General features: G+C 35.7%; 27 protein-coding genes and 5 tRNA genes. 13 read left to right on the top strand and 19 right to left on the bottom strand.

Annotated features, from left to right (window positions below; all coding sequences use genetic code 11):
* Window positions 1-9 precede the first annotated feature (9 nt).
* The 3 genes from HCB38_RS11890 to kimA form a co-directional block, all read right to left on the bottom strand.
* On the bottom strand, window positions 10-975 hold the full coding sequence (locus tag HCB38_RS11890; protein ID WP_185319294.1) for a LacI family DNA-binding transcriptional regulator: 966 nt from the start codon (window positions 973-975) through the stop codon (window positions 10-12).
* Window positions 976-1,113: 138 nt separating this feature from the next.
* On the bottom strand, window positions 1,114-1,350 hold the full coding sequence (locus tag HCB38_RS11885) for a hypothetical protein (RefSeq protein ID WP_185607843.1): 237 nt from the start codon (window positions 1,348-1,350) through the stop codon (window positions 1,114-1,116).
* A gap of 598 nt (window positions 1,351-1,948) precedes the next feature.
* Window positions 1,949-3,772 (bottom strand): potassium transporter KimA, encoded by a 1,824-nt coding sequence (gene kimA, locus HCB38_RS11880; RefSeq protein ID WP_003767874.1) that lies wholly within the window; start codon window positions 3,770-3,772, stop codon window positions 1,949-1,951.
* Window positions 3,773-4,107: 335 nt separating this feature from the next.
* Between kimA and HCB38_RS11875 the strand changes: the two genes are divergently transcribed.
* From HCB38_RS11875 to HCB38_RS11855, 5 genes are all read left to right on the top strand, one after another.
* Window positions 4,108-4,179: transfer RNA gene (locus tag HCB38_RS11875), tRNA-Glu, on the top strand.
* A gap of 153 nt (window positions 4,180-4,332) precedes the next feature.
* A tRNA-Thr gene (locus tag HCB38_RS11870) sits at window positions 4,333-4,406 on the top strand.
* A gap of 8 nt (window positions 4,407-4,414) precedes the next feature.
* Window positions 4,415-4,498 (top strand) — tRNA-Tyr (locus tag HCB38_RS11865).
* An 11-nt stretch (window positions 4,499-4,509) separates the two neighbouring features.
* A tRNA-Gln gene (locus tag HCB38_RS11860) sits at window positions 4,510-4,581 on the top strand.
* Window positions 4,582-4,590: 9 nt separating this feature from the next.
* A tRNA-Lys gene (locus HCB38_RS11855) sits at window positions 4,591-4,663 on the top strand.
* Window positions 4,664-4,756: 93 nt separating this feature from the next.
* Here HCB38_RS11855 and HCB38_RS11850 read toward each other — a convergent pair.
* Window positions 4,757-5,458 carry a Crp/Fnr family transcriptional regulator gene (locus HCB38_RS11850; protein ID WP_185319296.1) on the bottom strand — a complete coding sequence of 234 codons (702 nt, stop codon included), beginning with the start codon at window positions 5,456-5,458 and terminating at the stop codon, window positions 4,757-4,759.
* Between the two features lie 487 nt (window positions 5,459-5,945).
* On the opposite strand from HCB38_RS11850, the gene HCB38_RS11845 reads away from it, so the two are divergent.
* A complete protein-coding gene (locus tag HCB38_RS11845) occupies window positions 5,946-6,647 on the top strand; it encodes a Crp/Fnr family transcriptional regulator (RefSeq protein ID WP_185638639.1) in 702 nt (233 codons plus the stop codon).
* Window positions 6,648-6,685: 38 nt separating this feature from the next.
* Here HCB38_RS11845 and HCB38_RS11840 read toward each other — a convergent pair whose 3' ends face one another.
* Genes HCB38_RS11840 through HCB38_RS11815 form a run of 6 tightly spaced genes read right to left on the bottom strand, consistent with a single transcriptional unit; the run spans window position 6,686 to window position 11,849 of the window.
* A complete protein-coding gene (locus HCB38_RS11840) occupies window positions 6,686-7,585 on the bottom strand; it encodes a ketose-bisphosphate aldolase (protein WP_185319298.1) in 900 nt (299 codons plus the stop codon).
* Between the two features lie 16 nt (window positions 7,586-7,601).
* Entirely contained in the window at window positions 7,602-8,456 is an 855-nt protein-coding gene (locus tag HCB38_RS11835) for a class II fructose-bisphosphate aldolase (RefSeq protein ID WP_185638637.1), read from the bottom strand.
* Between the two features lie 18 nt (window positions 8,457-8,474).
* Complete coding sequence (locus HCB38_RS11830) at window positions 8,475-9,566, bottom strand: PTS fructose transporter subunit IIC (protein WP_185638661.1); 1,092 nt, start codon at window positions 9,564-9,566, stop codon at window positions 8,475-8,477.
* 16 nt (window positions 9,567-9,582) lie between these two features.
* On the bottom strand, window positions 9,583-9,894 hold the full coding sequence (locus tag HCB38_RS11825) for a PTS fructose transporter subunit IIB (RefSeq protein WP_185319300.1): 312 nt from the start codon (window positions 9,892-9,894) through the stop codon (window positions 9,583-9,585).
* A gap of 12 nt (window positions 9,895-9,906) precedes the next feature.
* Complete coding sequence (locus tag HCB38_RS11820) at window positions 9,907-10,380, bottom strand: PTS sugar transporter subunit IIA (RefSeq protein WP_185638635.1); 474 nt, start codon at window positions 10,378-10,380, stop codon at window positions 9,907-9,909.
* Window positions 10,381-10,391: 11 nt separating this feature from the next.
* Window positions 10,392-11,849, bottom strand: coding sequence for a BglG family transcription antiterminator (locus tag HCB38_RS11815; protein WP_185620281.1), 1,458 nt, complete (start codon window positions 11,847-11,849; stop codon window positions 10,392-10,394).
* 194 nt (window positions 11,850-12,043) lie between these two features.
* Here HCB38_RS11815 and HCB38_RS11810 point away from each other — a divergent pair, with 194 nt between their 5' ends.
* Genes HCB38_RS11810 through HCB38_RS11800 form a run of 3 tightly spaced genes read left to right on the top strand, consistent with a single transcriptional unit; the run spans window position 12,044 to window position 14,664 of the window.
* Window positions 12,044-12,946: an ABC transporter ATP-binding protein gene (locus HCB38_RS11810; RefSeq protein ID WP_185319303.1), complete on the top strand. Its 903-nt coding sequence runs from the start codon at window positions 12,044-12,046 to the stop codon at window positions 12,944-12,946.
* Window positions 12,939-14,174 (top strand): ABC transporter permease, encoded by a 1,236-nt coding sequence (locus HCB38_RS11805; RefSeq protein ID WP_185638633.1) that lies wholly within the window; start codon window positions 12,939-12,941, stop codon window positions 14,172-14,174. The genes HCB38_RS11810 and HCB38_RS11805 overlap by 8 nt, the downstream gene beginning before the upstream one ends.
* Before the next feature lie 16 nt (window positions 14,175-14,190).
* Window positions 14,191-14,664, top strand: a complete 474-nt coding sequence (locus tag HCB38_RS11800; RefSeq protein WP_185319305.1) for a GNAT family N-acetyltransferase — start codon at window positions 14,191-14,193, stop codon at window positions 14,662-14,664.
* Window positions 14,665-15,270: 606 nt separating this feature from the next.
* On the opposite strand, the gene HCB38_RS11795 is transcribed toward HCB38_RS11800, so the two are convergent.
* On the bottom strand, window positions 15,271-15,918 hold the full coding sequence (locus HCB38_RS11795; RefSeq protein ID WP_185638631.1) for a GntR family transcriptional regulator: 648 nt from the start codon (window positions 15,916-15,918) through the stop codon (window positions 15,271-15,273).
* Between the two features lie 213 nt (window positions 15,919-16,131).
* On the opposite strand from HCB38_RS11795, the gene HCB38_RS11790 reads away from it, so the two are divergent.
* Window positions 16,132-17,874: a class I mannose-6-phosphate isomerase gene (locus HCB38_RS11790; protein ID WP_185638629.1), complete on the top strand. Its 1,743-nt coding sequence runs from the start codon at window positions 16,132-16,134 to the stop codon at window positions 17,872-17,874.
* 37 nt (window positions 17,875-17,911) lie between these two features.
* Here HCB38_RS11790 and HCB38_RS11785 read toward each other — a convergent pair whose 3' ends face one another.
* The 3 genes from HCB38_RS11785 to HCB38_RS11775 all read right to left on the bottom strand — a co-directional run bounded on the left by HCB38_RS11785 (window position 17,912) and on the right by HCB38_RS11775 (window position 20,700).
* Window positions 17,912-18,646, bottom strand: coding sequence for a GntR family transcriptional regulator (locus HCB38_RS11785; protein ID WP_185638627.1), 735 nt, complete (start codon window positions 18,644-18,646; stop codon window positions 17,912-17,914).
* A gap of 114 nt (window positions 18,647-18,760) precedes the next feature.
* Window positions 18,761-19,777, bottom strand: a complete 1,017-nt coding sequence (locus tag HCB38_RS11780) for a PTS sugar transporter subunit IIC (protein WP_185607840.1) — start codon at window positions 19,775-19,777, stop codon at window positions 18,761-18,763.
* A gap of 68 nt (window positions 19,778-19,845) precedes the next feature.
* Window positions 19,846-20,700, bottom strand: coding sequence for a LysR family transcriptional regulator (locus tag HCB38_RS11775; RefSeq protein ID WP_185607839.1), 855 nt, complete (start codon window positions 20,698-20,700; stop codon window positions 19,846-19,848).
* Between the two features lie 105 nt (window positions 20,701-20,805).
* Here HCB38_RS11775 and HCB38_RS11770 point away from each other — a divergent pair, with 105 nt between their 5' ends.
* Together HCB38_RS11770 and HCB38_RS11765 are read left to right on the top strand one after the other, a co-directional pair.
* Complete coding sequence (locus HCB38_RS11770; RefSeq protein ID WP_185319311.1) at window positions 20,806-21,813, top strand: YeiH family protein; 1,008 nt, start codon at window positions 20,806-20,808, stop codon at window positions 21,811-21,813.
* A 55-nt stretch (window positions 21,814-21,868) separates the two neighbouring features.
* Window positions 21,869-22,510, top strand: coding sequence for a DUF1361 domain-containing protein (locus HCB38_RS11765; RefSeq protein WP_185319312.1), 642 nt, complete (start codon window positions 21,869-21,871; stop codon window positions 22,508-22,510).
* 49 nt (window positions 22,511-22,559) lie between these two features.
* On the opposite strand, the gene HCB38_RS11760 is transcribed toward HCB38_RS11765, so the two are convergent.
* Window positions 22,560-22,877 (bottom strand): nucleoside triphosphate pyrophosphohydrolase family protein, encoded by a 318-nt coding sequence (locus tag HCB38_RS11760; RefSeq protein WP_185319313.1) that lies wholly within the window; start codon window positions 22,875-22,877, stop codon window positions 22,560-22,562.
* Between the two features lie 198 nt (window positions 22,878-23,075).
* Here HCB38_RS11760 and HCB38_RS11755 point away from each other — a divergent pair, with 198 nt between their 5' ends.
* Window positions 23,076-23,252, top strand: coding sequence for a hypothetical protein (locus tag HCB38_RS11755; protein WP_185319314.1), 177 nt, complete (start codon window positions 23,076-23,078; stop codon window positions 23,250-23,252).
* 45 nt (window positions 23,253-23,297) lie between these two features.
* Here the strand turns inward: HCB38_RS11755 and HCB38_RS11750 are convergent, their stop codons facing one another.
* From HCB38_RS11750 to HCB38_RS11735, 4 genes are all read right to left on the bottom strand, one after another.
* Window positions 23,298-23,597 (bottom strand): nucleotide pyrophosphohydrolase, encoded by a 300-nt coding sequence (locus HCB38_RS11750; RefSeq protein WP_185319315.1) that lies wholly within the window; start codon window positions 23,595-23,597, stop codon window positions 23,298-23,300.
* Window positions 23,598-23,703: 106 nt separating this feature from the next.
* Complete coding sequence (locus HCB38_RS11745; protein ID WP_185319316.1) at window positions 23,704-24,030, bottom strand: thioredoxin family protein; 327 nt, start codon at window positions 24,028-24,030, stop codon at window positions 23,704-23,706.
* Window positions 24,027-24,464: a flavodoxin gene (locus HCB38_RS11740; RefSeq protein ID WP_185319317.1), complete on the bottom strand. Its 438-nt coding sequence runs from the start codon at window positions 24,462-24,464 to the stop codon at window positions 24,027-24,029. Before HCB38_RS11740 ends, HCB38_RS11745 begins: the two co-directional genes overlap by 4 nt.
* Window positions 24,461-25,510 carry a ribonucleotide-diphosphate reductase subunit beta gene (locus HCB38_RS11735; protein ID WP_185319318.1) on the bottom strand — a complete coding sequence of 350 codons (1,050 nt, stop codon included), beginning with the start codon at window positions 25,508-25,510 and terminating at the stop codon, window positions 24,461-24,463. The genes HCB38_RS11740 and HCB38_RS11735 overlap by 4 nt, the downstream gene beginning before the upstream one ends.
* Between the last annotated feature and the right edge of the window lie 45 nt (window positions 25,511-25,555).

Genomic DNA, 25,555 nt, shown 5'->3' with positions numbered 1-25,555 from the left:
GCGTTTTTATTACTCTTCTTTTCCAGTTGTAGAAGCTCTTATCAGTAATTCTGGAGTAAATAATAGGTTTCCTTGAGGTTTTCCGTGATTATTAATTTTAGCAAGTAACATTTTTGCAAGTTCTTCTCCCATTTCAACGACAGGAGAGCGAACAGTAGTGATTTTTGGGGAAGAGATTCGATCTAAGAAGACACCATCAAATCCTGTTACGGCAATATTTTCACCAAAACGACGACCGAAAGTTGCTGCTGCACGAACAACTCCTATCGCAATACGGTCTGAAGCGCAAACAATGGCAATTTTTTCTGAGTTATAACGTAATAATTCAAATGCTTTTTCTTCTGCAACACTCGAACTATTCGCAATAAAATAACTTTCCGGATTAAGTCCATGTTTTCGCACCACTTTTTCGTATCCTTCTAAACGTGATTTCATAAACTGCTCATCAAGTAAATCAATTCCTAAAAATACAATTCGCGAAAAACCAATCTCTACCATATGCTCTGTCGCTAGCATCGTTCCTTTTTTATTATCTACATCTATAGAATCATAGCCACGTTTATTCTCACCATAAAAAATAACTGGTTTATCAATATCCAAAAGACCTAAATCATAATCTTTATCCCGTATTCCTGTGACAATAAGCCCATCATAAGCTCCGATATTTCTGGACCTTTGCGTAACAAGTTGAAGTGAATAATAATACTTATCTAATTCACGGCTGATTCCCGTTAATAAATTCATATAATAAGGTTCAACTGTATCAATTTCTTCTAAAATCAAAAATTTAATAACTTGTGTCCTGTTTTGAACAAGTGCTCTAGCTGCATAGTTAGGTACATACTCTAGAGCTTCCATCGCACTATAAACAAGCATTTTCAGTTCATCTGAGACTTGATCTGGATGATTAATAACCCGTGAAACTGTCATTTTGGAGACATTTGCCCGTTTCGCAACATCTGCTAAAGTCGCCATCTCCAACCTCCTCCATTCATAATCTTCCTTATTGTACCATCTTTTCCGCAAAAAAAAATAAGATTTAACCCACAAAAAAAGCATTCCCTTTAAAAACACGAAAATGCTTGGTCTATTATAATTATGTAAAGACTCATTTTAAAGTGTTTGCCACTTTTTTTGAGAGACTCTGCGTTCCTTTGTGTGTTGATAAGCCTTAATAATTACTCGGCACAATTGATGTATCCCACCAATTAAAATTCCAATAGTAATAGCCACGAGCGTAGTTGTCAGAAAACTAATAAATGGAAAACTAGATGTATTCATTGCAGCTATTCCCAATATAAAAGTGATAATAGTAGGTAGTACATAATACCTAATGTCCTGTTCCTGCATACAAAGCGCTCCTTTACTAAATTAATCTCTCCTATCAACTACAGAAATTATAACGCGAAAACTGGCTTTTTTCAAGGTCTGAAAGGAACTTCAAGGCTTATTCAAAAAAAAGGAAATGGCTCTATATAGCGCTTTCTTCGCCCATAATAAATCCACTCACTCTGAATTCATCAAAAAGAAAAATTTGTTACCAGTTTGTAATATTAATTAAGTCCTTTTACTTACCTGTCATGCTACTTATATTTATTCATATTTGTATATAAGTATTACTTTTTATTCACCGATATATCCATTTCTAGATATGTTTTATTTATAATATATACATAAAAGTTCCCCTAATTATTATAGTGAGGAATTCTTTTTATTTTTCATGAAAAAAATCTTTTAAAACTTAAAATAGAATTTATTTTCGCATTTAATGGCAAAAAGAGGATTTTTGTTTAGAGAAAAAGGTATTTCTATTCATTTTTTTGCTCTCAAAATCTTATTTTCGTCTTTTTACAAATCCATTTCATCCAGGTAAGCTTATATCGTTCCATTATAAAAACGGAAGAGCATCCCCCCTCTTCCCCCGAAGGTCTCTTCCGTTTTTCTCTTATTATTCTTTTAAATGATATGGATACGTTGAAACAACAACATCTCTTTTCATTAGAAGTCTTGTACGAATCAATAGGCTTGTTTGATTATGAAGGACATTTTGCCAACCTTTTCTAGGGATAAACTGTGGTATTAATACCGTAAGTGAGTAGTTGTCTTGGTCAGCTTTTTGTTTTGCTGTATCAATAAATTTCATTAATGGATCTGAAATCGACCGATACGGAGAATACAGGTTAGCCATACGAACTTCCGGATGAACTCTATTCCATCTCTCAACAAATTCTTTTTCCTGCTTTTTATCAATAGAAATATGAACAGCAATGACTGTATCGCCAATAGACTTAGCATACTGTAATGCTCCTTCTACAACTTTGGTGGTATCGGATACACAAATAATAACGGCATTTCCTTTGAAATCAGGCAAGTCCATTGTTTCGTCAATTCTAAGTTGTGGTCCTACTTTACGATAATGATGTCTTGTACGATGGAAAACATAAATCATAATAGGCATAAATACAAATACAGGCCATACAGACTCAATTCTCGTTAAGAATAATACTAGAAGTACTGTAAATGAAATAGACGCCCCAAGTAAGTTAGCGGATAAAGATTTCTTCCAGCCTTTCGGGCGCTGTTTCCACCATTTTACAATCATACCTGTTTGTGACAGAGTAAATGGTATAAAAACCCCTACTGAATATAACGGGATAAGTAATTCTGTTTTCCCTTTGAATAAAATAATTAATAAAATAGATCCTACAGCTAAAGTAATAATCCCGTTGGAGTAGCCTAATCGATCTCCTCTAGCTAAATACATTCTTGGCATAAATTTATCTTTAGCTAGGTTAAAAGCTAACATTGGAAATGCAGAAAATCCGGTATTAGCGGCTAAAACCAAAATCAGCGCTGTTGTAGCTTGAATGAAATAAAACATAAAGTTTCTGCCAAATACATTTTCAGCAATCTGAGATAGCACTGTTACTTTCAATTCAGGTACGGTTCCATAAACAAATGCTAAAACCGTAATACCTACGAAGAAGAAGCCTAATAGTCCTGCCATTAAAGTTAATGTTTTGGCCGCATTTTTTGGCCGCGGCTCTTTAAATAGGGGCACTGCATTTGAGATAGCTTCAATACCTGTCAAAGAAGCAGACCCGGAAGCAAATGCTCTTAATAGTAGAAAGATTGTTACACCTTGTACGTGAGTTCCAACTGCGGCTGTTTCATGACTAGCATCCATACCAGTTAACACTTTAAATAAACCTGTAAAAATAAGAGCAATGATGGAAAAAACGAATAAATAGACCGGAATGGCAAGTAAACTAGCAGATTCAGTAATCCCTCTAAGGTTAATGATCGTTACACCCACTACAAGCAATACTGCTATAGGCACTGCAAAAGGATACAATGATGGCACTGCTGAAACAATTGCATCCGTTCCTGAAGACACACTTACAGCTACTGTAAGCATATAATCTACCAGTAAAGAACCTCCTGCGATTAGTCCAGCATTGTTTCCTAAATTTTCTCTTGAAACAATATATGCTCCACCACCATGTGGATAAGAATAAATAATTTGTTTATAAGAAAGATTTAGTGCAAACAAAAGAACAAGAACACAAAGTGCAATGGGTAATGAATACCACATAGCTGCAGCACTAACAGTTACAAGTACCAATAAAATTTGTTCTGTACCGTATGCAATGGAAGAAAGCGCATCTGATGATAGAACGGCTAAAGCTTTTAATTTCCCTAATTTTTGGTCTCCAGCTTCTGATGTTTTCAGAGGGCGGCCGATTAATAATCTTTTTAGCGGCGATGCCATAGTATTCCCTACCTTTTTTATGTGATTTTTTAGCTAACTTCAAGTTGACCAGACACATTATAGCACAGCTGATTTTAGATTGTAATACTAATTTGTATTATTTTATAAGGCTAATTACATTCCACTTGAATAGTTGTTCATAAAGCTTCATTTTCCATTTATGTCACCTAAATATTTATTTCATATTCTCTTCAATATACATACCCATTAATCAGATAAATAACCCGTTCTTCACACTTTTATTTTCAGAAAAAAAAGAATTTAATTTGGGTATTTACAAATGATATCCTTTTTTTATATAATAGTTTCTAGCGGTAAAAAACTTTTATGTAAATGGCCCGTTGGTCAAGCGGTTAAGACACCGCCCTTTCACGGCGGTAACACGGGTTCGAATCCCGTACGGGTCACTTTTAATCAAAAAAGCAGCTAAAAAAATTAATTTCATTTTTTTGAAAAAAAAGCTGGTAAAAATATTAAAAATGTTATATTATGTATTAGTATCTGTTTTAAAGATTTAACGATGCAAGAGATTTCGATTTACCAGTAAAGAGCGATTCTTCGCCGACTTAGCTCAATCTGGTAGAGCAACTGAATCGTAATCAGTAGGTTGCGGGTTCAATTCCTGCAGTCGGCATTTATATCGGAGGGGTAGCGAAGTGGCTAAACGCGGCGGACTGTAAATCCGCTCCTTCGGGTTCGGTGGTTCGAATCCACTCCCCTCCACCATTTTCTATTATTGGGCTATAGCCAAGCGGTAAGGCAACGGATTTTGATTCCGTCATGCGCTGGTTCGAATCCAGCTAGCCCAGTCATATTTAGAGCCGTTAGCTCAGTTGGTAGAGCATCTGACTTTTAATCAGAGGGTCGCTGGTTCGAACCCAGCACGGCTCATCCTTAAAAAACAAGAAAAGAATTCTTTTCTTGTTTTTTTATATAAAAAAATCATTTAGCATCTAAACAATGCTAAATGATCTTTTCGTTTCGCTATGGAGATGTTGCTTTAGTTCTTATCTTGCCACAGCTACCTTCATAATTTTTCAATAAAATAAAAGACTTCGAATTTTCTGCTAAAAATCCCGATTCTATCAACTTTCCACACAAATGTGTAACCGATCGAACTGAAAGATTGGCATAATTAGCAATTAATTTTCTTGTAAAACACTTTGGTATGCGAAGCACTCCCTCTTTTTCAATACCAAAAAATTTCCCTAATTGTTCTAAAGACTCCCTTAATCGACTTTCCCCGTTCCCCCGCATTAAGTTACATTTTTCAATTAAAACATTTTCATGATTACGATTATTAAGATATAAATAGAGCCACCCCTCTTGCATCCCAATAATCGAACAAATGACATCCTCTTTATCGAATTCATATGCTGTAATCGTTTCGATGACTCTTGCTGTATAAACATTCGCTTCTGCCATAAAATAGTCATTTAAACCAGCAATTTGGTTGGGGCCTAGAAAACTTACTACATTTTTCTCTTTTTCTAATGAAACAATCCCTTTTTCAATAAAGTAAACTTTTGTATTTAAAATATCTTCTGTTAATAAAATTGTATTGGTTGAAATTTTTGTTTTTTTATACGGGATTCTGTGGTCAATTAAAGTTTGTAAAAATCGTTTATACCCAAATTCTTCTTCTAATACTTTTTTACTATACAAATCTTCAAATAACGACTGCATTTATTGTCATCTCATTTCTATTTTGTGTCATAAGCAAATAGTTTTATAATGCGATGAGTGGCTTCTTACAAGTGATGATACTACCAAACACTTTTAAAAGGAACCCAACAAAAAAACCAAACTTCCACCTTTTAGCAACTATTTTTGACTTTTTCGTCACATTTAAACCTTATTTGCTGAGTAATTTATTTTGTCGTTTTTCTTGATATTTATATTATAAACCTTGTTAAGAGCCGTCTAAATTTGGTCAAATATAGTCCCTTTGTTATTTTTAAAAAATAGTATTTAACTGAATACTATTTTCTTCTAAAATTGTAGTTTTAACCTTTTTTTAAAGCTAATTATGAACTTTTTAAGGCGGTTTTTAGCTAGATTAACTATTCCTTCGCGTCAATTATTTGGAAGAAAGTATTCTTCTAGAAGAATATCTGTTTTAGCGTTTTATTGCAGAACAATAGGGGGAAATTACAATAAAGGAGGAACTAGCATGTATTTGAAAGAAACATTAGATCAATTTGCTTCCATTAGTAATATTCTTAAGTTACTTAAAAAAGATCCTGGTTTTAATAAATATTGTATACAAGAACGCGTTCTTCATAAAACAATCCTTACAGCAGATAAAAAAAGAAAATATATCTATATAATAGAAGAAGGCTATATGAAGCTAGTTTTTGAAGGAACAAATCAGTATAATTTTTCTTATATTCTACAGAAAGGCGCTTTTCCTTATCTTCCAGTTTATACTGAGGATATACCTAAACATATGATGCTAATTGCATTAACGGATGTAGTTTGGTGGAAAATTGAATTTCAATTTTTTCGGAAAATGATGCAATTAGAGGATCCTAGAAATTATTTAATGCTCCACCAACTTGCTGAAACGAGAAGGAGATTGTATCTTATCGCCGTCCAAGAAAAATTAAGTTCTCGCGATAGTATTTATTTTTCTCTAAATACTATGCTTGATTATGGCTTAAGGGTTTCTGAAAAAGCAGTGGAGTTACCTGAATTTTTAACATATCAGTTCCTTGCTGACCACTCAAACTCTTCCAAAAGTTATACATCTAAAGTTCTTAGTCATTTACGAGAAAAAGGTATTTTAGAATCACAAAAAAAGCCTTGGCGCATTAACGATGTCCAAAAGCTACAAGAATTGATTCATACAGAAGCTTTACTTTCAACTTTATAAAAAACCAAGAGCAATAAAAATCGCTCTTGGTTTTTCGTTTAGATTACGTTATTGCGCCAAGCCTGGGTATTTGCTAGTTGGTATTTCTCTACTTGATTAATTGACTTAAATAGTTCCATTTTATACTTCACTACTGCTTTTGCAGCATTAATACAATCTGGGTAAATCGCATTTGCATCCCATAATTCAGTCGTACTTAAAATTTCGCGACATTTTTTATAGAAGGCATATTTATAATCACTGGAAATGTTAACTTTCTGAATCCCAATTTTAACTGCAGCAGCAATTTCATCATCTGGATTCGCTGAGCCCCCATGGAGCACAAGTGGAATATTTACTAGGTCTTTGATTTCTTGTAGTATATCAAGACGTAATTTAGGCTCTTTGTCTTTTGGATAAATTCCATGAGCTGTTCCTATAGCTACTGCGAGTGTATCCACCCCTGTTCGCAAAATATATTCTTTCGCTTCTTCTGGTTTCGTATAGATAATCTCACTTACTCCACCTTCAATACTATTACCTGTTTTCCCGATAGTTCCAAGCTCTCCTTCTACGGAAATACCTAATCGGTGGCAAACATCTACTACTTCTTTTGTGATGCGAATATTTTCTTCAAAAGGTAGCAACGAGCCATCAATCATGACAGAACTAAAACCACAGCGAACTGCTCGCATCACATCACTCATATTATCACCATGATCCAAATGAAGTACAAAAGGCACTGGGCTATTTTTAATTCTTGATAAGACATACTGGAAAAAATCATCTTTTGTAAAATCTAGTTCTGTTGGGTGTACCGCGATAATCGCTGGTGCATTATTTTTTTCAGCTTCTTCTACCACTACTCGTAAAAAATTACTATCTGCCACGTTAAATGCACCAACCGCAAATTTATTTTCTTTAGCTACTTCTAATAATTGCTTCATATTTACTAACATGTTTTCATTTCTCCTTTTAAAGTGATTTTCCAGTAGAACCGGATAATTGAATATAATATTGCACAACTTCTTTGCCGGCTGTAATCGTATCGCTAATTAAGTCAACATAATTAATCGTTGGCGTTTCTTCTAAATTAGTTTTTATTTTATCAACTTGCGCTTTCATGAAGTCTGAGCCAACATTGATTTTATTGATACCAAGCCGAATGGATTCCAAAATATTTTCCTCACCACAACCAGAACCTCCGTGTAAAACAAGTGGCATATTAGTCGCTTCTTTAATTTCTCGTACAATGTCAAACTGAAAAGCTGGCGTGAACCCTCCTGGATAATCACCGTGCGAAGAGCCGTATGAAATCGCGAGTGCATCAATTCCAGTCTGGTTAGCAAAATCAATAGCTTGTTTAGGATCCGTATACATAGCTTGATTTGTATAATTTTCCCCTGTCACCGCGCCAATATTTCCAACTTCTGCTTCAACACTTGCATTATAAGTTTCTGCAAATTCAACCATTTTCTTCGTAATTGCAACATTTTCTTTATAAGGATAACTGGATGCATCCATCATGACACTTGAAAAGCCTGCTTCTAAACATTGTTTTACAATAGCAACATTATGCCCGTGATCCAAGTTAATCGCTACTTCAACGCTTGCTTCTTCTGCCATTTTTATAATAGGGTTCGTTAAAAAACGAGCGTCTAGATGGCTTGTTAAATGATCTTGGAGCAAATCAATGATAATAGGCGCACGGAGTTCTTGAGCAGCATCGATAACCGCTCGTGCTGTTTCTAAATTAAAACAATTAATTGCCATGACAGCATAGCGCCCTTCATTTGCACGCTTTAGGATTCCTTTCATCGAAACATACATTTTTTATTTCTCCTCGTCTTATGAAATTTTAATTCCAGACAAATCGACTTCTTCCTCTTCTATAGCTTGGTCCGCAATTAATTCTTCTTCCTCTGTAGGCTCCCGTTTTAATAGGAGTAGCATTGCTGCTGTTACACAAGTTCCAATCAAAAGTGCCAAACAGAATAAAATTGGTTCATTCATTGCTGGAACAATAAACATTCCACCTGATGGTACTGGCGATCCAATACCCCAAGTCATACTAAGACCACCACCAACAGCAGCCCCTAATGTACATGAAATAATAACGCGTATCGGATCCACTGCAGCAATCGGGATAACACCTTCTGTAATCATACAAATTCCCATTGGAAAGGCGAGTTTGATATTATCTTCTTCTGATTTTGTATATTTTTTCTTTTTAATTAATTTTGAGATTACCCAAGAAAGCGTTACTCCAAATGGCGGTACCATCGAAGCTAGAATTTTTACAGCTTCTGGTTCTTTGACTCCCTCCAGTAGTAAGCCGTCTGCAAACAAAGAAGCTACTTTATTTACCGGTCCACCAAAATCAAAAGCGGCCATAGCGCCCAAGACTGCTCCGAAAACAAACCGCATGCTCCCTTGCATACCTTGTAAGAAACTTGTCATCGCCTCTGTTGCCCAAACGATTGGCACACCTACTACAAAATACATTAGCAATCCGATGACTAAACTACTAATAAGCGGAATAATCATCATTGGCATTAAACCTTGTGCCCACTTTGGTACCTTTAAATATTTCACAAGGATTAGTACAAAATAACCGACCAAGTAACCTCCTAGCATGCCACCTAAAAAGCCTGCTCCAATTGAATTAGCAATCAACCCCATTAATAATCCAGGTGCAATCCCGGGTCTATCTGCTATCGAGTAGGCAATCGCCCCTGCAATAACTGGTGCAAGTAGCCCCATACCAAGAACACCGAGAGAAACGAGTGCATCTGGAATAGAATATGGTGCTTTATAGTTTTCAATCACTTGCCCATTTGTTAAATTTCCAATGGCAATAAGTAATCCCGAGGCAACAACTAACGGTAACATATACGAAATCGCTGTAAGTGCATGTTTTTTGATTTGCAGTTTTTTCATCATGCTAGTTCACTCCCTAGTTATTTATTTCGTTATCTATTTTATTAATAATTTGTTTTGGTGCTTTAATTGCTAAATTTGTCGGTATTTCAACAATACGCTTCCCTTTAAAACGATCTTTACCACTAATTTTAATGTCAGCAGCGATAATAACGACATCCGCATTTTTTACTTGTTCTGCTGAAAGTTCGTCTTCAATCCCAATCGTTCCTTGTGTTTCAATATGAATAGTATGTCCAAGTGCGGTGCCCGCTTTCGTTAGTTTTTCTTTCGCGATATACGTATGAGCAATTCCCGATGTACAAGCAGCAATTCCAATAATATTCATGATAAGTGCCTCCTAATCTTGGTTTTTTGCTAATAATTTTATAAAATCCTCTTTGGTTAGAACAGTTTGAAATTGATTTATCACCTCATCATCTGCAAGTAAAATGGCTACTTTTTGAAGCAATTTAATGTGGGTGGTTGTAGCATCTGAGTTTTTCACAGCAAAAAGAATAATAATATTGACTGGTTTATCATCAAGTGACTCCCACTCTACCGGAGTCTTTGTTCTGCCAACTGCAATAGATGTATTAGTGACGCTTGCTGATTTCCCGTGCGGAATTGCTACCCCTTCACCAAGCCCGGTTTTCCCTTCTTCTTCGCGGTATAATACATCTGCAATAAAAGTTTCTTTATCCACTACTGCACCTGTTTCAACAAGTAAGTCTGTTAATTCTTCAATTACTTCTAATTTTGTCGTTGCCTGTAACTCTAAATTTACAAGCGCCGGGCTTATTACTTTACTTATATCTAATTCCCAAATATCCATGAATCCGCCTCCTATAATCTTTCCATCAATTTTTTCACCATCATTTTATCTTTTTCTGTAAACATTGCGCTCACAAGTAAAGAAGGAATTTCGTTTGTACTTTCTGCGTTGATTGTTGTTAGAATAAAATCAATATTCTGATAGTCTTGCAAGCTATTTTTGAATTTAGTAGATGATAAAACGTCTACTATTTCGACATCTGGAAAAGCTTTTTGAACCTTTACTTTTAAAAGTTCCGATGTTCCGATGCCACTTGAACACATAATAATAATTCGTTTTATGGGTGGGGACTCTTCCATATGTTTGGCGAAATATATCGTTATATAGCCGACTTCATCATCTGATATTGTTTTTAACTTAAACGTCTCCGCCACATCACGAGCGGTTTCTTTAATAATTTCAAATAGTTGACCGTACTCTAATTTAATATCGCTTAATAGGTTGTTTTTTATGTTAATTTGATGATTCATTCGGTTTACCATTGGTTTTATATGGCTAAGCAACTCAATTTTTAATTGTTTTTTATTAATAGGTATAGCAATTTTTTTGGCTACGTGATTAATATAAAAATCAGTCATTTCCTCTACGATTGGTAAAGGTTTACTCGAAATTAATTCAATTTCGTGATTAAAGCGAGAGGAAATTAAATATTGTAAAAAATTGAAAGTTTCGCGTTTAGGTAATTCCTTTTTTAAATATTGTTCAATTGCTTCAATGGCTTCTACCGCAATACTATGAAGTCTTTCATTTGATACTAAATAAATTTCTTTTGGTTCGTCAAAATCTTCTACTTCACCTTGGCGAAAACGATTAATTAAAATGTATAAATGGGAAAAAATATTGATATCATACGGATACGGAATACTGATCATTAACTTTTTTTCAATGATTTCCATCTGCCTGACGATAAATTCTACATCTGCATTATTGAGATTACTATGTTCTATTTTCAAATCATCATATCTAGATAAATCTAAGTTGTTAATGACTTCGTTGATAGCTATACGAATATTTTCTTCTGTCCCAACAACGCGGATTTCTTTTTGCTTTTTTTCAAGCGTTAAATGGTATTTCTCGATAGATTGATTTAAAAGTGCAAAATCATTTTTTATCGAATTATATCCAACGTAATAACCTTCATATAATTTTGCGATATTTAAGTACTTCGGTGATTTAAACAAAACTTGAAGTAAAATCTTTTCACGACGTTCAGATGGTGTATAACCGAAAATATCACTAGTTGTTTCTAATTTTGCTTGAATATATGCTTTATAATTCAGTTTATAACCACGCCCTTTTTCTGAGATAATAATCTCTTTTTCATCAGTGGCACTATTGATATTTTTAATTTTACGATAAACTGTTTTAGAGGAAACTTCGAGCATTTCAGCAAGTTGATTTGCTGTTAAAAAATCATTTTTCGTTAAAAATAAGTTAATTAATGCACGCTCCGTTTTTGTTAGAAGCATTTCATCACCTCCCTCTACGCTCTATTATACACAAATAAAAGAAAACGGTTACACCAAGTTATGTCCACTACACTAGACAATTTTTTGGCATGGTTTGTGAAAGTGGATTTAGTAATGTCTTTATCTTCTAGCAAGACAATTTACCAGTAAAAAAGTATAATGAAATTTGAGAAGACTTAGAAAGGGGTACTTTTATGACGCTTGAACTACATAATGTTACGAAGAAGTTTGGGGAAAAAATGGCAGTTAATGATTTGTCGTTTCGAGTAGAACCAGGGAAAATACTCGGAATAATTGGTCAAAATGGTGCTGGTAAAACAACTACTTTCCGGCTAATTTTACATTTTTTAGAAGCAACTTCAGGGAAAATTACTTGGGACGGTAAGGAAGTAAGCAGAATAGATCCAAATATCATTGGTTACTTACCAGAAGAACGCGGTTTATATCCTAATGTTACGATTGAAGAACAATTAATCTTTTTTGCTGAATTAAAAGGTTACCCGAAACAAAAAATAAAAGCAGAAATCGATAACTGGTTGGAACGTGCGGAAATTGTTGGCAAAAAAACCGACTTAATTAAAACCTTATCTAAAGGAAATCAGCAAAAAATCCAGCTCTTAAGTACAATTATTCATCAACCTAAACTTGTTATTTTAGATGAACCATTTAGTGGGCTAGATCCTGTCAATGCAGAAATTTTGAAAAAGTTTGTATTTGATTTACGTGCGTCTGGAGCAGCCATTATATTCTCGAGTCACCGAATGGAAAATGTGGAGGAACTTTGTGATTCCCTTTTAATGCTGAAAAAAGGAAGTACGGTGCTTCAAGGCACGACTGAATCTGTAAAGTCTGTTTTTGGTCGCAAACGAATTTTGATTGAATCTAGTCATACAGTAGAGGAACTGGCTAATTTACCAGGCGTTTTAAATATCCAAACGCATCGGGACGGCGTTTTTCAACTTGAAATTGCTAATGAAACAGATGCCGAAAAGATTTTTGAATATGTAACAAAGGATGGCTTCATCCCAACTTTCAGCCTCCAAACACCAACGCTTGAAGAAATTTTCAAATGGAAAGCAGGTGAATCTAATGAGTAAATTTTGGGTGATAACAAAGCAAGTTTACAAAAGACGTGTCAAAACCAAATCCTTTTTAATTTCACTTTTATTTCCTGTTTTAATTGCCGCCTTAATTGCAGGCATTCCAAAAATGGTCGATTATTTCGACTCTACTAAAACTATTGCAAAGATTGCCGTACTTTCTGATAATCCGATTTTTGCCCAGTCACTCGCTAAGGACAAGAGCCATTTTAAAGTAAATACTGCCATTAATGACAAAAAATCTGCCCAGTCCGCTCTAAAAAAAGGTAAAATTGACGGATTCGTCTCTATTACACAAAAAAATGACACCGTTAGTGCGGTTTATACAACGCAAGAAACAGCAGGGCAAGATGTTTTAACCCGTTTAACAGAAGATCTCACCGCTACAAAAATTGCTGAAAAAGCAGCGGCGTATAAAATCACCAATGAGCAATTACAATCAATTACTTCCCCTGTTTCTGTGACAAATGATTTAGAATCAAATAATCAACTAACTAATCATGAAAAAGACGTTATGAGCGCAGCAGTATTGATTTTAACCCTCGTTATTTTCATTTTCGTCATGAGTTATGCAAACATTGTTGCTTCTGAAATCGCGACAGAAAAAGGCACTCGAATAATGGAGGTCATTTTATCAAGTGTCTCTGCTAGAACGCACTTATTTGCTAAATTAACAGCCATTATTTTTATGCTTCTCACCCAAATTGGCTTTTATGTTGTTTGTGGAGCTGTCGTTCTTGTTGCTGGCCGAAATACGGATATGGTCCAAAACATTTTAGATCAAATTGCTGTTTTTCCAGCTTACTATCTTGTTTTAAACTTAGTATTTGTTATTTTAGGTTTATTGTTATACATTTTACTCGCAGCGATGATTGGTTCGATGGTGCCAAATGTAGAAACAGTAGCTCAGTTTATCTATCCAATGACGATTCTCGCTATTATTGGTTATTGGGGTTCCATTGCAGCTGCTAATGCGCCGGATAATTTACTTGTTATTATCGGCTCGTATATTCCAACTTTTTCACCGATGATGATGTTAGCGCGGATGGACTTATTGTCTGTTTCAACGATTGGTATTTTTAGCTCATTAGCAATTTTAGTCGCAAGTGTCGTTGGAGCATTTTTCCTAACTGTTCGCCTTTATCAAGGAAATGTGTTGCTTTACAGTAATGATGGTCTATGGAAAACTTGGAAAACCTCCCTTTCCTACGCCAAAAGAAAATAAAGAGAGTTGGTAAATTATGCAAATCAGACTATCTGAAAGAAAAGACTCAGCTTCAATGATTGAATTAGAACATTTAGTTTGGACGCCTGGGACGACTCCTGGTGATGTCCGTTTTGATAGTGAGGCTGAATTTTTATTAAAGAATCCTCCTGGTTCCAAAATAGTCGTTGAAAAAGAGGGGAAAATAATTGGCATTCTTGGGTATAAATCCCCTATCCCACTCCCATCCAACAAACATGTAGCAGAGATAGATATTGCCGTTCACCCGGATTTTCAGCGCGAAGGCATCGGTCAACTTTTAATGGACAAAATGAAAGAAGTTGCACAAGAAAAAAGCTTTATAAAAATCTCTCTCCGGGTGCTGTCAATTAATCAAAAGGCAATTCGCTTTTATGAAAAAAATGGTTTTAAACAAGAAGGTCGTCTCGAAAAAGAGTTTATTATTCAAGGTAAGTATGTAGATGATATTTTAATGGCTTATTTCCTCTGACAAAAGACCCTATTTAAAGCTAGAACTATGACTTTATAATCATTTTTAAGATAAAGCGTTTACAATTATTTAGAACGGTTATATATAGAGTACAACGAACAAAAAAAGGTGATGCGAATGACAAAAACTTGGTGTACAAGCTGATTTTTTTCTCAGCTTTGTCATATGCCGGCAAACGTCTGGTGAAGGATTTTAGTGTCAAGCAACTAACGCTTAGTTTACAGGAGGAAGGCGAGGAGTATACGCCGCGTCAAGGACTTTACGCTAACTTAGTTGTAGGAAGACGGAATTTCGTTACGTCGCTCGTTTATCAATATTTTTATCCTCACTAAATTGGTAAATAAGCGAATAAAGTATCGTATCATTTATGGCCACTATTTGGACAAGTTACGGGCGCTCATTTATTCGCTAGTTAGAATATCTTGAGAAGTAAGTAGTAAGATAAAGAATTCGCCTACTTGTTTGAAAATGCCTCACCGTTTTCCGAATGTTGTATGTTTATTCAGAAACATCCAGACATGGTCCGGCCCATCAGATGAGTGGCAAGACAAGCTCATCCGAAAAGAAAAACCCCGTGTGGCGAATTAGCCGTACGGGGTTTTTCGATTAGGAAAATAAGATTGAGATATTTTCATCGTAGAATTTTTGAATGACTAAGTGGCATTTTTCAAATTCTTTCGCTTCTAACGAGAGAACTAACTGTTCTAATGATTCAGCTAGATCAAGCATAAAAGCCTCAAAGCACAATTTTTCATTGTTATCTTTCATATTTAGAATTGTTTGGTTAAGAATATCGATATTTTTTTCAAGCGCTGGCATTCCAGTATAGTGAATCATACAAGCATAAAAGTTTTTCACATGATTACTAAATACATTTATATCTTGCTCCCTAGCGGCTAACTTGATATAAACTAGCTCTTTACGAAGACAGGTTGCGCATATTTCTGCATTTTTTTCTTGAAGTTTCTGTACTGCATAATTGAGATGAAAAAAAGCTAACTTTAAACGTGATTTTTCGCGATGCTCAGCTTCACTATGGATTGCGACTGAAAAACCGTTTTCTCCAGTTTTTTTGCAAATAATACCGCTTTTATGTAAACATTGGAGCGCGCCAAAAGCTACTCGTTTGCTGACTTGAAATCGTTTCATGATGTCTTCTATATCCACTTTATCGCCATTTTCCAAAGTGTTAGTCATAATCTCATTCTTGATTTCTCCGTATATGGGATCTGCAACAAATCCACTTTTCTCCATAAATAGAACCTCTTTAAATTTGATTGCTTTCAATGTTATATTTTACACGAAAAAAAACCATTTAGATATGATTTTCCCGAAAAAAATTGTGTACATTCTGTTACAAAAAAATGGAATTGTTATAAGAAAAATAGACAATTAATTGTGATGACAGATGGAATATATAATGTTATATTTATAATGTAATAACAATATAAACAAGGAGTGATTTTTTTGATCACATACGATTTAGCACCTGAAGTGAAAATCAACCAATTTGATGGTGCTTGGGCTGGTTACAAAAATATTGCCGAGGAACTACAAACTGCCATTCAAAGAAAGAATCAAAAACAAACTATCGTAGCCATTGAATGTTACCCAGGAACGAGAAATGAAGAAATTGCCACTAAGCTACTTCCACTATTACCCATCGAAAAAGCCATTTTTGCAGATGAATGGGCATTAAATAATAAGGAAGTAACGACCAAAATCGAACCTCATTTAACAGATGATCGCGTTTTTGGTATTATGTCTCATTTTGAAGTGAGCGATTTTTATTCCGCTGAAAAACTTGCAGAAATTCAAAGAGAAATTTCAGCTATTAATGGGCTAATTGTTATTTATGGAACGGGAGCGACCGTTATAGCGCCAAATCCGGATATTCTAATTTATGCAGATTTAGCTCGCTGGGAGATTCAATGCCGCTATCGCAAGGAAAATAAACCTAACTGGAAGGCAGACAATGCAGCTGAAGATGCGCTTCGTAAATTTAAACGTGGGTACTTTTTTGAATGGCGCATGGCTGACCGTCAAAAGAAAAAACTCTATCACCAAGTAAATTTCTTACTTGATACAAATAAAAAAAACGAACCAAAAATGGTACGCGGGGAAGATTACCGAAATGGCTTAAAACAAGTTTCCAAAGCACCATTTAGAGTCGTCCCATACTTTGATGCAAGTGTTTGGGGCGGCCAGTGGATGAAAAATAATTTTGGACTGGATCCTTCTGCTGATAATTATGGTTGGGCATTTGATGGTGTTCCAGAAGAAAATAGCTTATACATGCGTTTTGGAGATATCCGGGTTGAAGTCCCATCTACGAATGTTGTGAACCATTTCCCGAATGAGTTACTTGGGCCTAAAGTACATAGCCGCTTCGGCACGGAATTCCCGATTCGTTTTGATTACCTTGATACTATGGGCGGTGGTAATTTAAGCCTTCAAGTCCACCCATTAGTAGAGTATGCGCAAGATAAGTTTGGCATTCATTATACACAAGATGAAAGTTACTATATTTTACAAGCAGATAGCGACTCTACCGTTTACCTTGGAACCAAAGAAGGTATAACGAAAGAAGCAATTATGGCTGATTTAGAAAAAGCCTCAAAAGGAAATTATCGTTTTCCTGATGAAAAATACATTAACGTCTTCCCAGTGAAAAAGCATGATCATATTTTAATTCCTGCTGGGACGATTCATTGTGGAGGTCCGAATACAGTAGTTTTAGAAATTAGTGCGACTCCTTATATTTTTACTTTTAAACTATGGGATTGGGAACGTACTGGTTTAGACGGGGTTCCACGCCCGGTACATTTAGAACATGGTAAAGAAAACCTACAACTTGACCGTGACACAAAATGGGTGAAAGAGAACCTAATGAATCAATTCGAAACTTTACATGAAGATAATGACTCCAAAGTAGAACGCACTGGTTTGCATGAATTAGAATTTATTGAAACCCACCGCCACTGGTTTAAAGAAACTGTTGTCATCCACACAAACGACAGTGTCAATATGCTCAATTTAGTAGAAGGAACAAGTGCTGTCATTGAAAGTATTGACGATTCTTTCGCGCCATTTGAAGTGCATTACGGAGAAACATTTATTGTTCCTGCGATTGTCGGTACTTATCAAATTAGAAATACAAGCGATAGTGAAGAAGTGGCAGTTATTCAAGCATTTGTACGCAATTTATAAAAAAGAAAGCCTATCAAAAATGTTGATAGGCTTTCTTTTATTCAAAATCAATATAATATCGATAATGCTTTCCTACATAAAAGCATTCGCTGTATTCTCTAAAATCACTTTCTTTTTGTTTCGTCATCCGCACCCTTTTCAAAATTGGTTCTTGTTTGTCGATTGCGAGAGCTTCCTGAACTTCACGATTTGGCAGCATCGCTTCAATATATTCCTTTTCTTGATTAACGATAATACCGAAGCCTTTCAAATATTCATAAAAAGAACCGTAATAATCTTCTGCTTGAAGTGAATACTCTTGATTATAAGGAATCACACTGATAAACAGTGCAAACGCCAAGTCTTTCGTACCGCGTAGCCGCTTAATTTGTAGCACCTTGTCCCCGACAGCCAGCCCTAGCTGTAACGCAATTTTTTTATCGGCATTGATCACTTCTACTTCCGCATGTAGCGTAGCCGCCTTTTTACCAAGTTCTTTCATCTCATTCGTAAAACTGCGCACTAACGTAAAGTGCTCATCCTCTGCTTCTTCCCAGTCACGTACAAAAGTACCTTTCGCACGTTCTCTATAAAGTAAATTTTCACGAACTAGCTCATCAATCGCTTTCCGCACAGTAATTCTACTGACATTGTATAACTCACATAAATCAAGCTCTGGTGGAATTTTGTCTCCAGTTTGCCAAATTTCTGTTTGGATTTTTTCTCGTAAGTCATCCGCTATTTGTGCATAAAGTGGCGATGCATCATTCATCTTATTTAATTTTCTAACCATTTTAGGTCTTCCCTTTCAAGTTGTATTATTGTCATTACAATAAATCATAGCATAAGCTTATTCAAAATTCCAATATAAAAAGTAGAGCGATAAAGCTCTACTTTCTATACTCTTCTACTGTAGCTCAATCGTTAAATCACCTGTTTTCAAGCGTTCCTTTTTAATAAGAAACGGTCTGACAATAAGTGCAATAACACCTGGCAAGACAACTGCTACCAAAATAAAAGCAGCAAGTGTGCTGAATCCGTAATTTGCTATTAAATAAAGTGGTGCAACAAAGGCGCATAATCCGAGACCTGCGACTTCACTTGCGGCTTGAATGTGAAATACCATCACACCAAGAGGTCCAGCAATTAGTGTTGTTAAGAGTGGTACTAACATAAGGCTAGGTTTTCTAATGATGTTGGGTGTTTGTAATTTTGGTGTACAGATAAGTTGGGCAAAAAATGCACCCCAGTTATTATCCCGGTAACTTAATACTGCAAAAGACACGAATTGAACCGAGCAACCGATCAATGCCGCAGCACTTGCAGTTGGATCAAGTTGAAGCGCAATCGCGAGCGCAGCAGATGAAGCTGGACTAAGTATCAGTAAGCCAAACACAAAAGCAATAACCATCGATGAAATCAGCGGTGAACCACCAATTAATGAACTAATTCCAAGACTTACAGAAGCTAAAATCGGCGCCATGATTTTTGCAAATAAAATACCACTAAGTCCACCAGCTAAAAGTGCAACACCAGGAATTAAAATCATATCAAATTTTGTCTTTCCAGTGACTCGCTTCCCAGTCCAAACCGCCACAATAACAGCCAAAATAGCTCCGACTGGTTCTCCGCTAGTAATAGCAACTCCGCCACCAGCTAACGTCGCCACTGCCCCACCACCAATAACAGCAGAGGCTGCCGCACTTATCGTCACAAGCGTATTTGCGTGCAAGCACATCGCAATACCAACACCAATTCCCGGAATTAACATCGTTTTACCAATTGCGCCAACTGTAACAAGAAATGAAATCCCTGTCATCTGCCCAATTGTTTGCAAAAGAAGTCCAATTCCAAGCGTTACAAGAACCGCATTCGCAATTCCCATAGAAGCCTTATAGGAACGATCTATAAAATATTCTTTCATTGCTTCTCCCTTTCTAAAATGTATTCTTTCTCATTGTAATCACTAGTTTGTTAAAAAGCTAGTTTTATTTACTGGTTTTCCTTTAAAAATGTTAAAAAGGTTTCAGCAATTCGATTTTCAAGTCTTTGTCTGTTTTTTAGTACCGAAAACTTCCGCATTAAGCTTCCAGCCTCATTAAACGTCTGCAGTTTTCCTGATGTAATTTCTGTTTGAACAACACACTTAGAAATAACGGTGTAGCCCATTCCTTCAAGAACCATTTGTTTGACCGCCATATTACTCCAAGCAACAACTTTTTCAGCAACATTCCAGCCATTGGTACTTAATACATGATCCAAATATTCACGCGTTCCTGAGCCTTCTTCTCGCGCAATCCAAGTTGCTCCTTGTTCGATTTCTGTAAGTGAACCGTCTGCTCGACCAACGATACACATCTCATCATCCGAAAAAGCACTTATCTCCAAATCTTTCTTACTTACCTGGCCTTCAATAAGCCCTGTGTCGACTTGAAGAAGTTCCACTTTGTCAGCAATTTTCGCGGTATTTTCAATAATTAGTTCTATTGTAATATCCGGATAAAGGGCATGAAATTTCGCAACCACTTCTGGCAAAAAATACTCTCCTATCGTAAAACTAGCACCAATTCGAAGTCGACCTTTTAAATGATGGTGATATAAACTTATTTCATCTTCCACTTGTTTATATAGCCCTTCTAATTGCTTGGCACGGTGATATAAAATTTCTCCTGTTGCTGTTAAAATAAACTTTTTAGCCTGTCTGTAAATAAGTTCTGTTTCGTAAAGTTCTTCCAATTTCTTTAATTGCAACGATACTGCGGGTTGCGAAATGTGTAATTCTTCAGCTGCTTTTGTAAAACTTTGCAATTCTACTACTCGGATATACGTTCTTAATGCCTCATCCATCGTCACACCTCCATAAAAATAACTTATCGATAATATAATTAATATAAATTTTACTAATAAAATCAGGAATGGTAAAGTAAAAGTATAAAAGAAAGGGGGATAAAAATGAGTCGAATTTTATTTAAAACGAAGACTTTTTGGTATGGTATTGCGCTTACTTTCTGTATTGCTACCTTATCTTATTTTTTAGCGAAGTTACCATTCTTAATGATTCTTGGACAACTTGTAACTGCTATTTTAATTGGTATTATCATTCGTGCACTTTTCCCAGTTCCAGATAAATGGTTTACTGGTATTCAGTTTTCCAACAAGGTCATTCTTCGTGCTGGGATTATTTTACTTGGTTTTCGCTTGAACTTAGTTGATATTTATCATGCTGGATGGCGTGTATTTCTAATTGCTGCCTTATGTCTTAGCGTTGGTATTACTATTGTTTATTTTTTAGCCAAACTTTTTGGGGTGGATAAAAAACTAGCTATTCTGGTCGCTTGTGGTACGGGAATTTGTGGTGCGGCTGCAGTAGTTGCGATTTCTCCCCAAGTAAAAGCTGATAACAACCAAACGGCTGTCGCTGCTACGATTATTGCACTACTTGGAACTATTTTCACCATTATCTATACGTTGATTTATCCAATTCTACCACTCGGACCAGATGGTTATGGGATTTTTGCAGGGGCTACTCTTCATGAAATTGCCCACGTTATTGCAGCTGCAGATCCAGGCGGCTCATCTGCTGTTGATATGGCGGTTATCGTTAAATTAACACGTGTAGCCTTACTTGTTCCAGTCTGCTTTGTTGTTGCAAAGATGGTTAATGCTGGAACTAAAAACCGCTTTTCATGGGCTGAACTTCCTGTACCATGGTTTATCTTCGGCTTTTTAGCTACTAGTGCAATTAACAGCTTTGGAATTATTCCAACCTCTGTAACTGATTTTCTTGTCATCTGCGCATATTTCCTCATTGCTATGTCAATGGGTGGACTCGGTTTAAATGTCCACTTGCCATCGTTCGGAAAAATGGGTGGAAAACCTTTTGCTGCAGCGTTAATCGGTTCTGTTTTTCTTTCAGCATTTGGTCTAGCTTTAGTACTTTTGTTTCATTTAGCAGGTTAAGATGTCCTCGTCACCCCGATTTATGATACAATAGCAAACACGAGGTGACTATTTCATGACGAAAGCAATTTGGACTTGCCGAGCGTTCTTACTCGGATACTTTCTTTTTCTGCATTTCACTGCAGATACTTACACTTTTCTAATTTTAAATGTCGGGCTTGCTTATATACCTTTCGAAATAGCAGTATTTCTCACAAAAAAACCTCGCGTCTGGTGGATTTTTTGGCCATTAGGGATTGTTTGGCTAGTATTTTTCCCAAATGCACCGTATCTTTTAACTGATTTACTTCATTTACAACGTTTAGAAATTTACGGAGCAGAAGGAATACTTTCAACAGCGCCTTGGTTATGGCGACATTTCACTTATATTATCGTCGGTGTGTTCTTTGGATTATTTATTGGATTTTGGTCTTTCGCAAAGATGCTTGCTGAAATAAGAAGACGATTTAATTGGACTAGTTTACTAAGTTATCAATTACTTTTGATTGGGTTAATTTTATTATCTAGTTATGCGATATACATCGGACGGTTCTCTCGCTTACACTCCATCCATTTACTTACGCAACCAATTGATTCATTACAAATTATGTTTAGTGTTTTTCACTGGCCATTTTGGAATTTTGTATTTTACTTTTCGATTATCCAATATGTAATTTATACGCTATTTAGCAGGTTTTCTAGCTCACTAAAAAACTAAAAACGTTTGTATTTTAGGAAAATTAATTTTCTTAAATACAAACGTTTTTTTAATTGATATTGAGTTTACTTCGCTCGGTCGAAAAACCTTGAGGATAACGCCGCTTCAATTTCTCGATATTTGATTCTGCCACTGTTTCCATACTTATATCTGCCCATTTAGCAATTTGTGATACGTACCATAGGACATCTCCTAGCTCTTTTGTTAGGGACTCCTTATCTAAATCATGTCCATGAAAAGCATATTTCTTAATCAAATCGGCAACTTCACCGGCCTCGCCAGTAATACCAAGCCCGTAATTTGTTAACGCCTGTTCGTGTGTTGCAGCAGTTCTATTTGCTAAAATTTGATACTCTTTAAAATCCATATGTTTTCCTCCTTGCTTCTCTCACTTTCTTACTATAACAGATAAATTTTTTCCTTTGCAGTCTTGACTATTTCCAACTTATGCGAACTGGTGCTCTATCAATGCTTTTCATCTTTAAAAATTTTTTATCTTTAAAGTCTTATTTTTTTCAGATAATTCCTATATAATAGAGATAAGATTTCTGAAAGGAGTTTTCAAATGAAACTAGCTGGCTTAGTGTTACTTCTGATTGGTTTGATTGGTTTTGGCTTTTCGTTTAGCATTACTGGACTTATTGGTTTTGGTGTATGTATCATTTCTATTATCTTAGTTATAGCAGGAATTTTTACAATGGTCCGTTCCAAAAAACGCCGTAAACGTTCTTATTCCTATTAAAATAAAAAGCTGCTCTATCACAATCTGTGGTAAAGTAGCTTTTTTCTATTTTTCCGGCCAAGTTCTCATACGATTTTCTGCTAATTTCATTCGAACAAGTTCCTCACCATTCGCTCCCATACTTTCTGCAATTTGAAGGGCATAGATAATTACATCAGCTACTTCTTTTAAAAGTTCTTCACGATTTTCTTTTAGCGCTGTTTCATCTGTTTTCCACTGAAAGCATTCAAGTAATTCTGCTGCTTCAAGTGACAACGAAATTGCTAAATCTTTTGGATGATTGTATTGATCTAGCCAATCACGTTCTTTTAGAAAAGCAGTAATTTCATCTTGTAGTTGTCTCACTATTTTAGCTCCTTTAGAAGAATTTATTTGTGAAAAATATTGCAAAATCTTATAAAAAAATGAGCATCAAGCCGCCTTTTTATAAGGAGACTTGCTACTCATTAAATTACGCGTTTAATGAAACTGCTTCTTCAATTTTGTTTGGTGGAATAAATCCGTTTAAACGGTGGATTTCTTCGCCACCTTTATATAGTACAAGTGTTGGTGTTTGTTGTACATCACGATCAAAAAAGAAATTTTCGCCCATTTCTTCTAATTTTACTTTTAATACTTTCACTTTGCCTGCGATTTCAGAGTTTTTGAATTCAGCAAAAGAAAGATCAAGCATTTTACAATTAGGACAATTATCTTTCCAGTAATCTACATATACTAATTCTTCCCCATTAATATGAGCTTGGAACTCTTCCGGTGATTTAATTTCAATACTTGTCATTTGATTTCACTCCTTAATACTAAAATTTTCTTGACCCAATTGTCTATATCAGCCACATCTTGTTCTGTGTGTGGCATTTGTTCTATTTTTAAAGTTGGGTAGCTTGTGCCGAAGTATTTTGCCATTCGGTCGACAGCTCCGCAATAAAACTCCATACCCCATTGTGTTTCCCCAGTGCCAAAAATGGCTACATTCTTGGGCTTAACGGCTAGTTCCGCGATAAAATCTTTCATATCCGGCGGTGTTCTTCCGTAGTCGACTGTCCATGCCCCCAACATGTACAAGTCAAAATCCTCATCTAGCGGATACATGGCTAAAGGAGATACACGAAAGGACACAACCTCATGCCCTTCGTTTATTAATATCTCTTCAATTTCATCAGCCACCATTTTCGTATTACCGCTCAGAGAATCATAGGCTAACAAAATCCTCATAAATCGTCGAATCCATTATCCATATTCGTTTTTTTATAGCTTGAATTGCGCATTTCGAAAAAGTCGGTTTTTGTTTCTGTAAAGTTATCTGCGTAGGCTTTAATCCATGTCATTGTATTATCACTGTGTCCAGGATAAAGTTCAGGAATACCAAGCATTCCGAGCATTTTGTTGGCCCGATATTTCACATAATCAACCATTTCTTCCACATCAATACCTTCAATACCTTGCAACACTTCTTCAGACCATTCTGTTTCAAGTTCAACAGCGTGACGGAAAGCTTCATGTGTATATTCCACTAGCTCATCTGTTTGTAATTCTGGATTTTCCCCAAGGATTGCCCGGATTACTTCTGAAATAAACTTCGAGTGAGCTAGTTCATCACGATTGATAAAGCTAATGATTTTCCCTGTTCCAGTCATTTTATTTTGACGAACAAGATTGTAGAAGTAAGCAAAGCCACTATAGAAATTAATTCCTTCTAAAATAGAAGATTGAATTAATGCTTTTACAAGCGTTTCACCTGTTTTGTTATTCATAAAATCATCATATGCTGTCATGATTGGTTCATTACGTTTAATGATTGTTGGGTGTGTTCTCGCAAGTTCAAAGACGCGATTTTGCTCTTGTAAATTTGTGATAGAAGCAAGTACATACGAGTAACTCTCATTATGAATTACTTCTTGTTGTGCGATAATTGCTGCGTTTGCATGAACTGCTGGGTCGGTAATATATTCCGCAATGTTATAGATAAAGCGTGTTTGCGGAGAATCCAGTGTTGCAAGTAAGCCAATAATCGCATCAAAAGCATATTTTTCTTGTTCGGAAAGAGCAGGATATTGTTTTGCATCGCTCTTCATATCTACTTCATCAGGAATCCAGTAGTTAGTAGAAAGTTCTTTATAAGCACGGTAGAAAGATGGATAAGGGATATCATTCCAATTCAAAATCCCGCTAGTTTCTCCGTTTATGATTGAAGTAGAACGATTAGGAAATAAAGGTTCTAAAATTTTAATACGTGTCAGTTGTTCTTTTTGGTTAGCCATCTAGGCAAGCCCTCCCTTTCTTATTGTGTTATTAATAAAATGTTT

This window comes from Listeria farberi, from assembly GCF_014229295.1.
Taxonomy (GTDB): Bacteria; Bacillota; Bacilli; order Lactobacillales; family Listeriaceae; genus Listeria; species Listeria farberi.
Note: the sequence above shows the minus strand (reverse complement) of the source record. Positions and strands in the feature narration are given on the sequence as shown.

What these genes read in the sequence shown, in the direction of transcription:
- kimA (WP_003767874.1), bottom strand. Translation starts at nt 3,772, where the DNA reads ATGGCATCGCCGCTAAAAAGATTATTAATCGGCCGCCCTCTGAAAACA.
- HCB38_RS11765 (WP_185319312.1), top strand. Translation starts at nt 21,869, where the DNA reads ATGACGAAAGCAATTTGGACTTGCCGAGCGTTCTTACTCGGATACTTT.
- HCB38_RS11815 (WP_185620281.1), bottom strand. Translation starts at nt 11,849, where the DNA reads ATGCTTCTAACAAAAACGGAGCGTGCATTAATTAACTTATTTTTAACG.
- HCB38_RS11890 (WP_185319294.1), bottom strand. Translation starts at nt 975, where the DNA reads ATGGCGACTTTAGCAGATGTTGCGAAACGGGCAAATGTCTCCAAAATG.
- HCB38_RS11810 (WP_185319303.1), top strand. Translation starts at nt 12,044, where the DNA reads ATGACGCTTGAACTACATAATGTTACGAAGAAGTTTGGGGAAAAAATG.
- HCB38_RS11745 (WP_185319316.1), bottom strand. Translation starts at nt 24,030, where the DNA reads ATGACAAGTATTGAAATTAAATCACCGGAAGAGTTCCAAGCTCATATT.
- HCB38_RS11780 (WP_185607840.1), bottom strand. Translation starts at nt 19,777, where the DNA reads ATGAAAGAATATTTTATAGATCGTTCCTATAAGGCTTCTATGGGAATT.
- HCB38_RS11885 (WP_185607843.1), bottom strand. Translation starts at nt 1,350, where the DNA reads ATGCAGGAACAGGACATTAGGTATTATGTACTACCTACTATTATCACT.
- HCB38_RS11840 (WP_185319298.1), bottom strand. Translation starts at nt 7,585, where the DNA reads ATGTTAGTAAATATGAAGCAATTATTAGAAGTAGCTAAAGAAAATAAA.
- HCB38_RS11800 (WP_185319305.1), top strand. Translation starts at nt 14,191, where the DNA reads ATGCAAATCAGACTATCTGAAAGAAAAGACTCAGCTTCAATGATTGAA.
- HCB38_RS11735 (WP_185319318.1), bottom strand. Translation starts at nt 25,510, where the DNA reads ATGGCTAACCAAAAAGAACAACTGACACGTATTAAAATTTTAGAACCT.
- HCB38_RS11760 (WP_185319313.1), bottom strand. Translation starts at nt 22,877, where the DNA reads ATGGATTTTAAAGAGTATCAAATTTTAGCAAATAGAACTGCTGCAACA.
- HCB38_RS11820 (WP_185638635.1), bottom strand. Translation starts at nt 10,380, where the DNA reads ATGGATATTTGGGAATTAGATATAAGTAAAGTAATAAGCCCGGCGCTT.
- HCB38_RS11770 (WP_185319311.1), top strand. Translation starts at nt 20,806, where the DNA reads ATGAGTCGAATTTTATTTAAAACGAAGACTTTTTGGTATGGTATTGCG.
- HCB38_RS11845 (WP_185638639.1), top strand. Translation starts at nt 5,946, where the DNA reads ATGTATTTGAAAGAAACATTAGATCAATTTGCTTCCATTAGTAATATT.
- HCB38_RS11850 (WP_185319296.1), bottom strand. Translation starts at nt 5,458, where the DNA reads ATGCAGTCGTTATTTGAAGATTTGTATAGTAAAAAAGTATTAGAAGAA.
- HCB38_RS11775 (WP_185607839.1), bottom strand. Translation starts at nt 20,700, where the DNA reads ATGGATGAGGCATTAAGAACGTATATCCGAGTAGTAGAATTGCAAAGT.
- HCB38_RS11795 (WP_185638631.1), bottom strand. Translation starts at nt 15,918, where the DNA reads ATGGAGAAAAGTGGATTTGTTGCAGATCCCATATACGGAGAAATCAAG.
- HCB38_RS11740 (WP_185319317.1), bottom strand. Translation starts at nt 24,464, where the DNA reads ATGAGGATTTTGTTAGCCTATGATTCTCTGAGCGGTAATACGAAAATG.
- HCB38_RS11755 (WP_185319314.1), top strand. Translation starts at nt 23,076, where the DNA reads ATGAAACTAGCTGGCTTAGTGTTACTTCTGATTGGTTTGATTGGTTTT.
- HCB38_RS11785 (WP_185638627.1), bottom strand. Translation starts at nt 18,646, where the DNA reads ATGGTTAGAAAATTAAATAAGATGAATGATGCATCGCCACTTTATGCA.
- HCB38_RS11825 (WP_185319300.1), bottom strand. Translation starts at nt 9,894, where the DNA reads ATGAATATTATTGGAATTGCTGCTTGTACATCGGGAATTGCTCATACG.
- HCB38_RS11805 (WP_185638633.1), top strand. Translation starts at nt 12,939, where the DNA reads ATGAGTAAATTTTGGGTGATAACAAAGCAAGTTTACAAAAGACGTGTC.
- HCB38_RS11835 (WP_185638637.1), bottom strand. Translation starts at nt 8,456, where the DNA reads ATGTATGTTTCGATGAAAGGAATCCTAAAGCGTGCAAATGAAGGGCGC.
- HCB38_RS11830 (WP_185638661.1), bottom strand. Translation starts at nt 9,566, where the DNA reads ATGAAAAAACTGCAAATCAAAAAACATGCACTTACAGCGATTTCGTAT.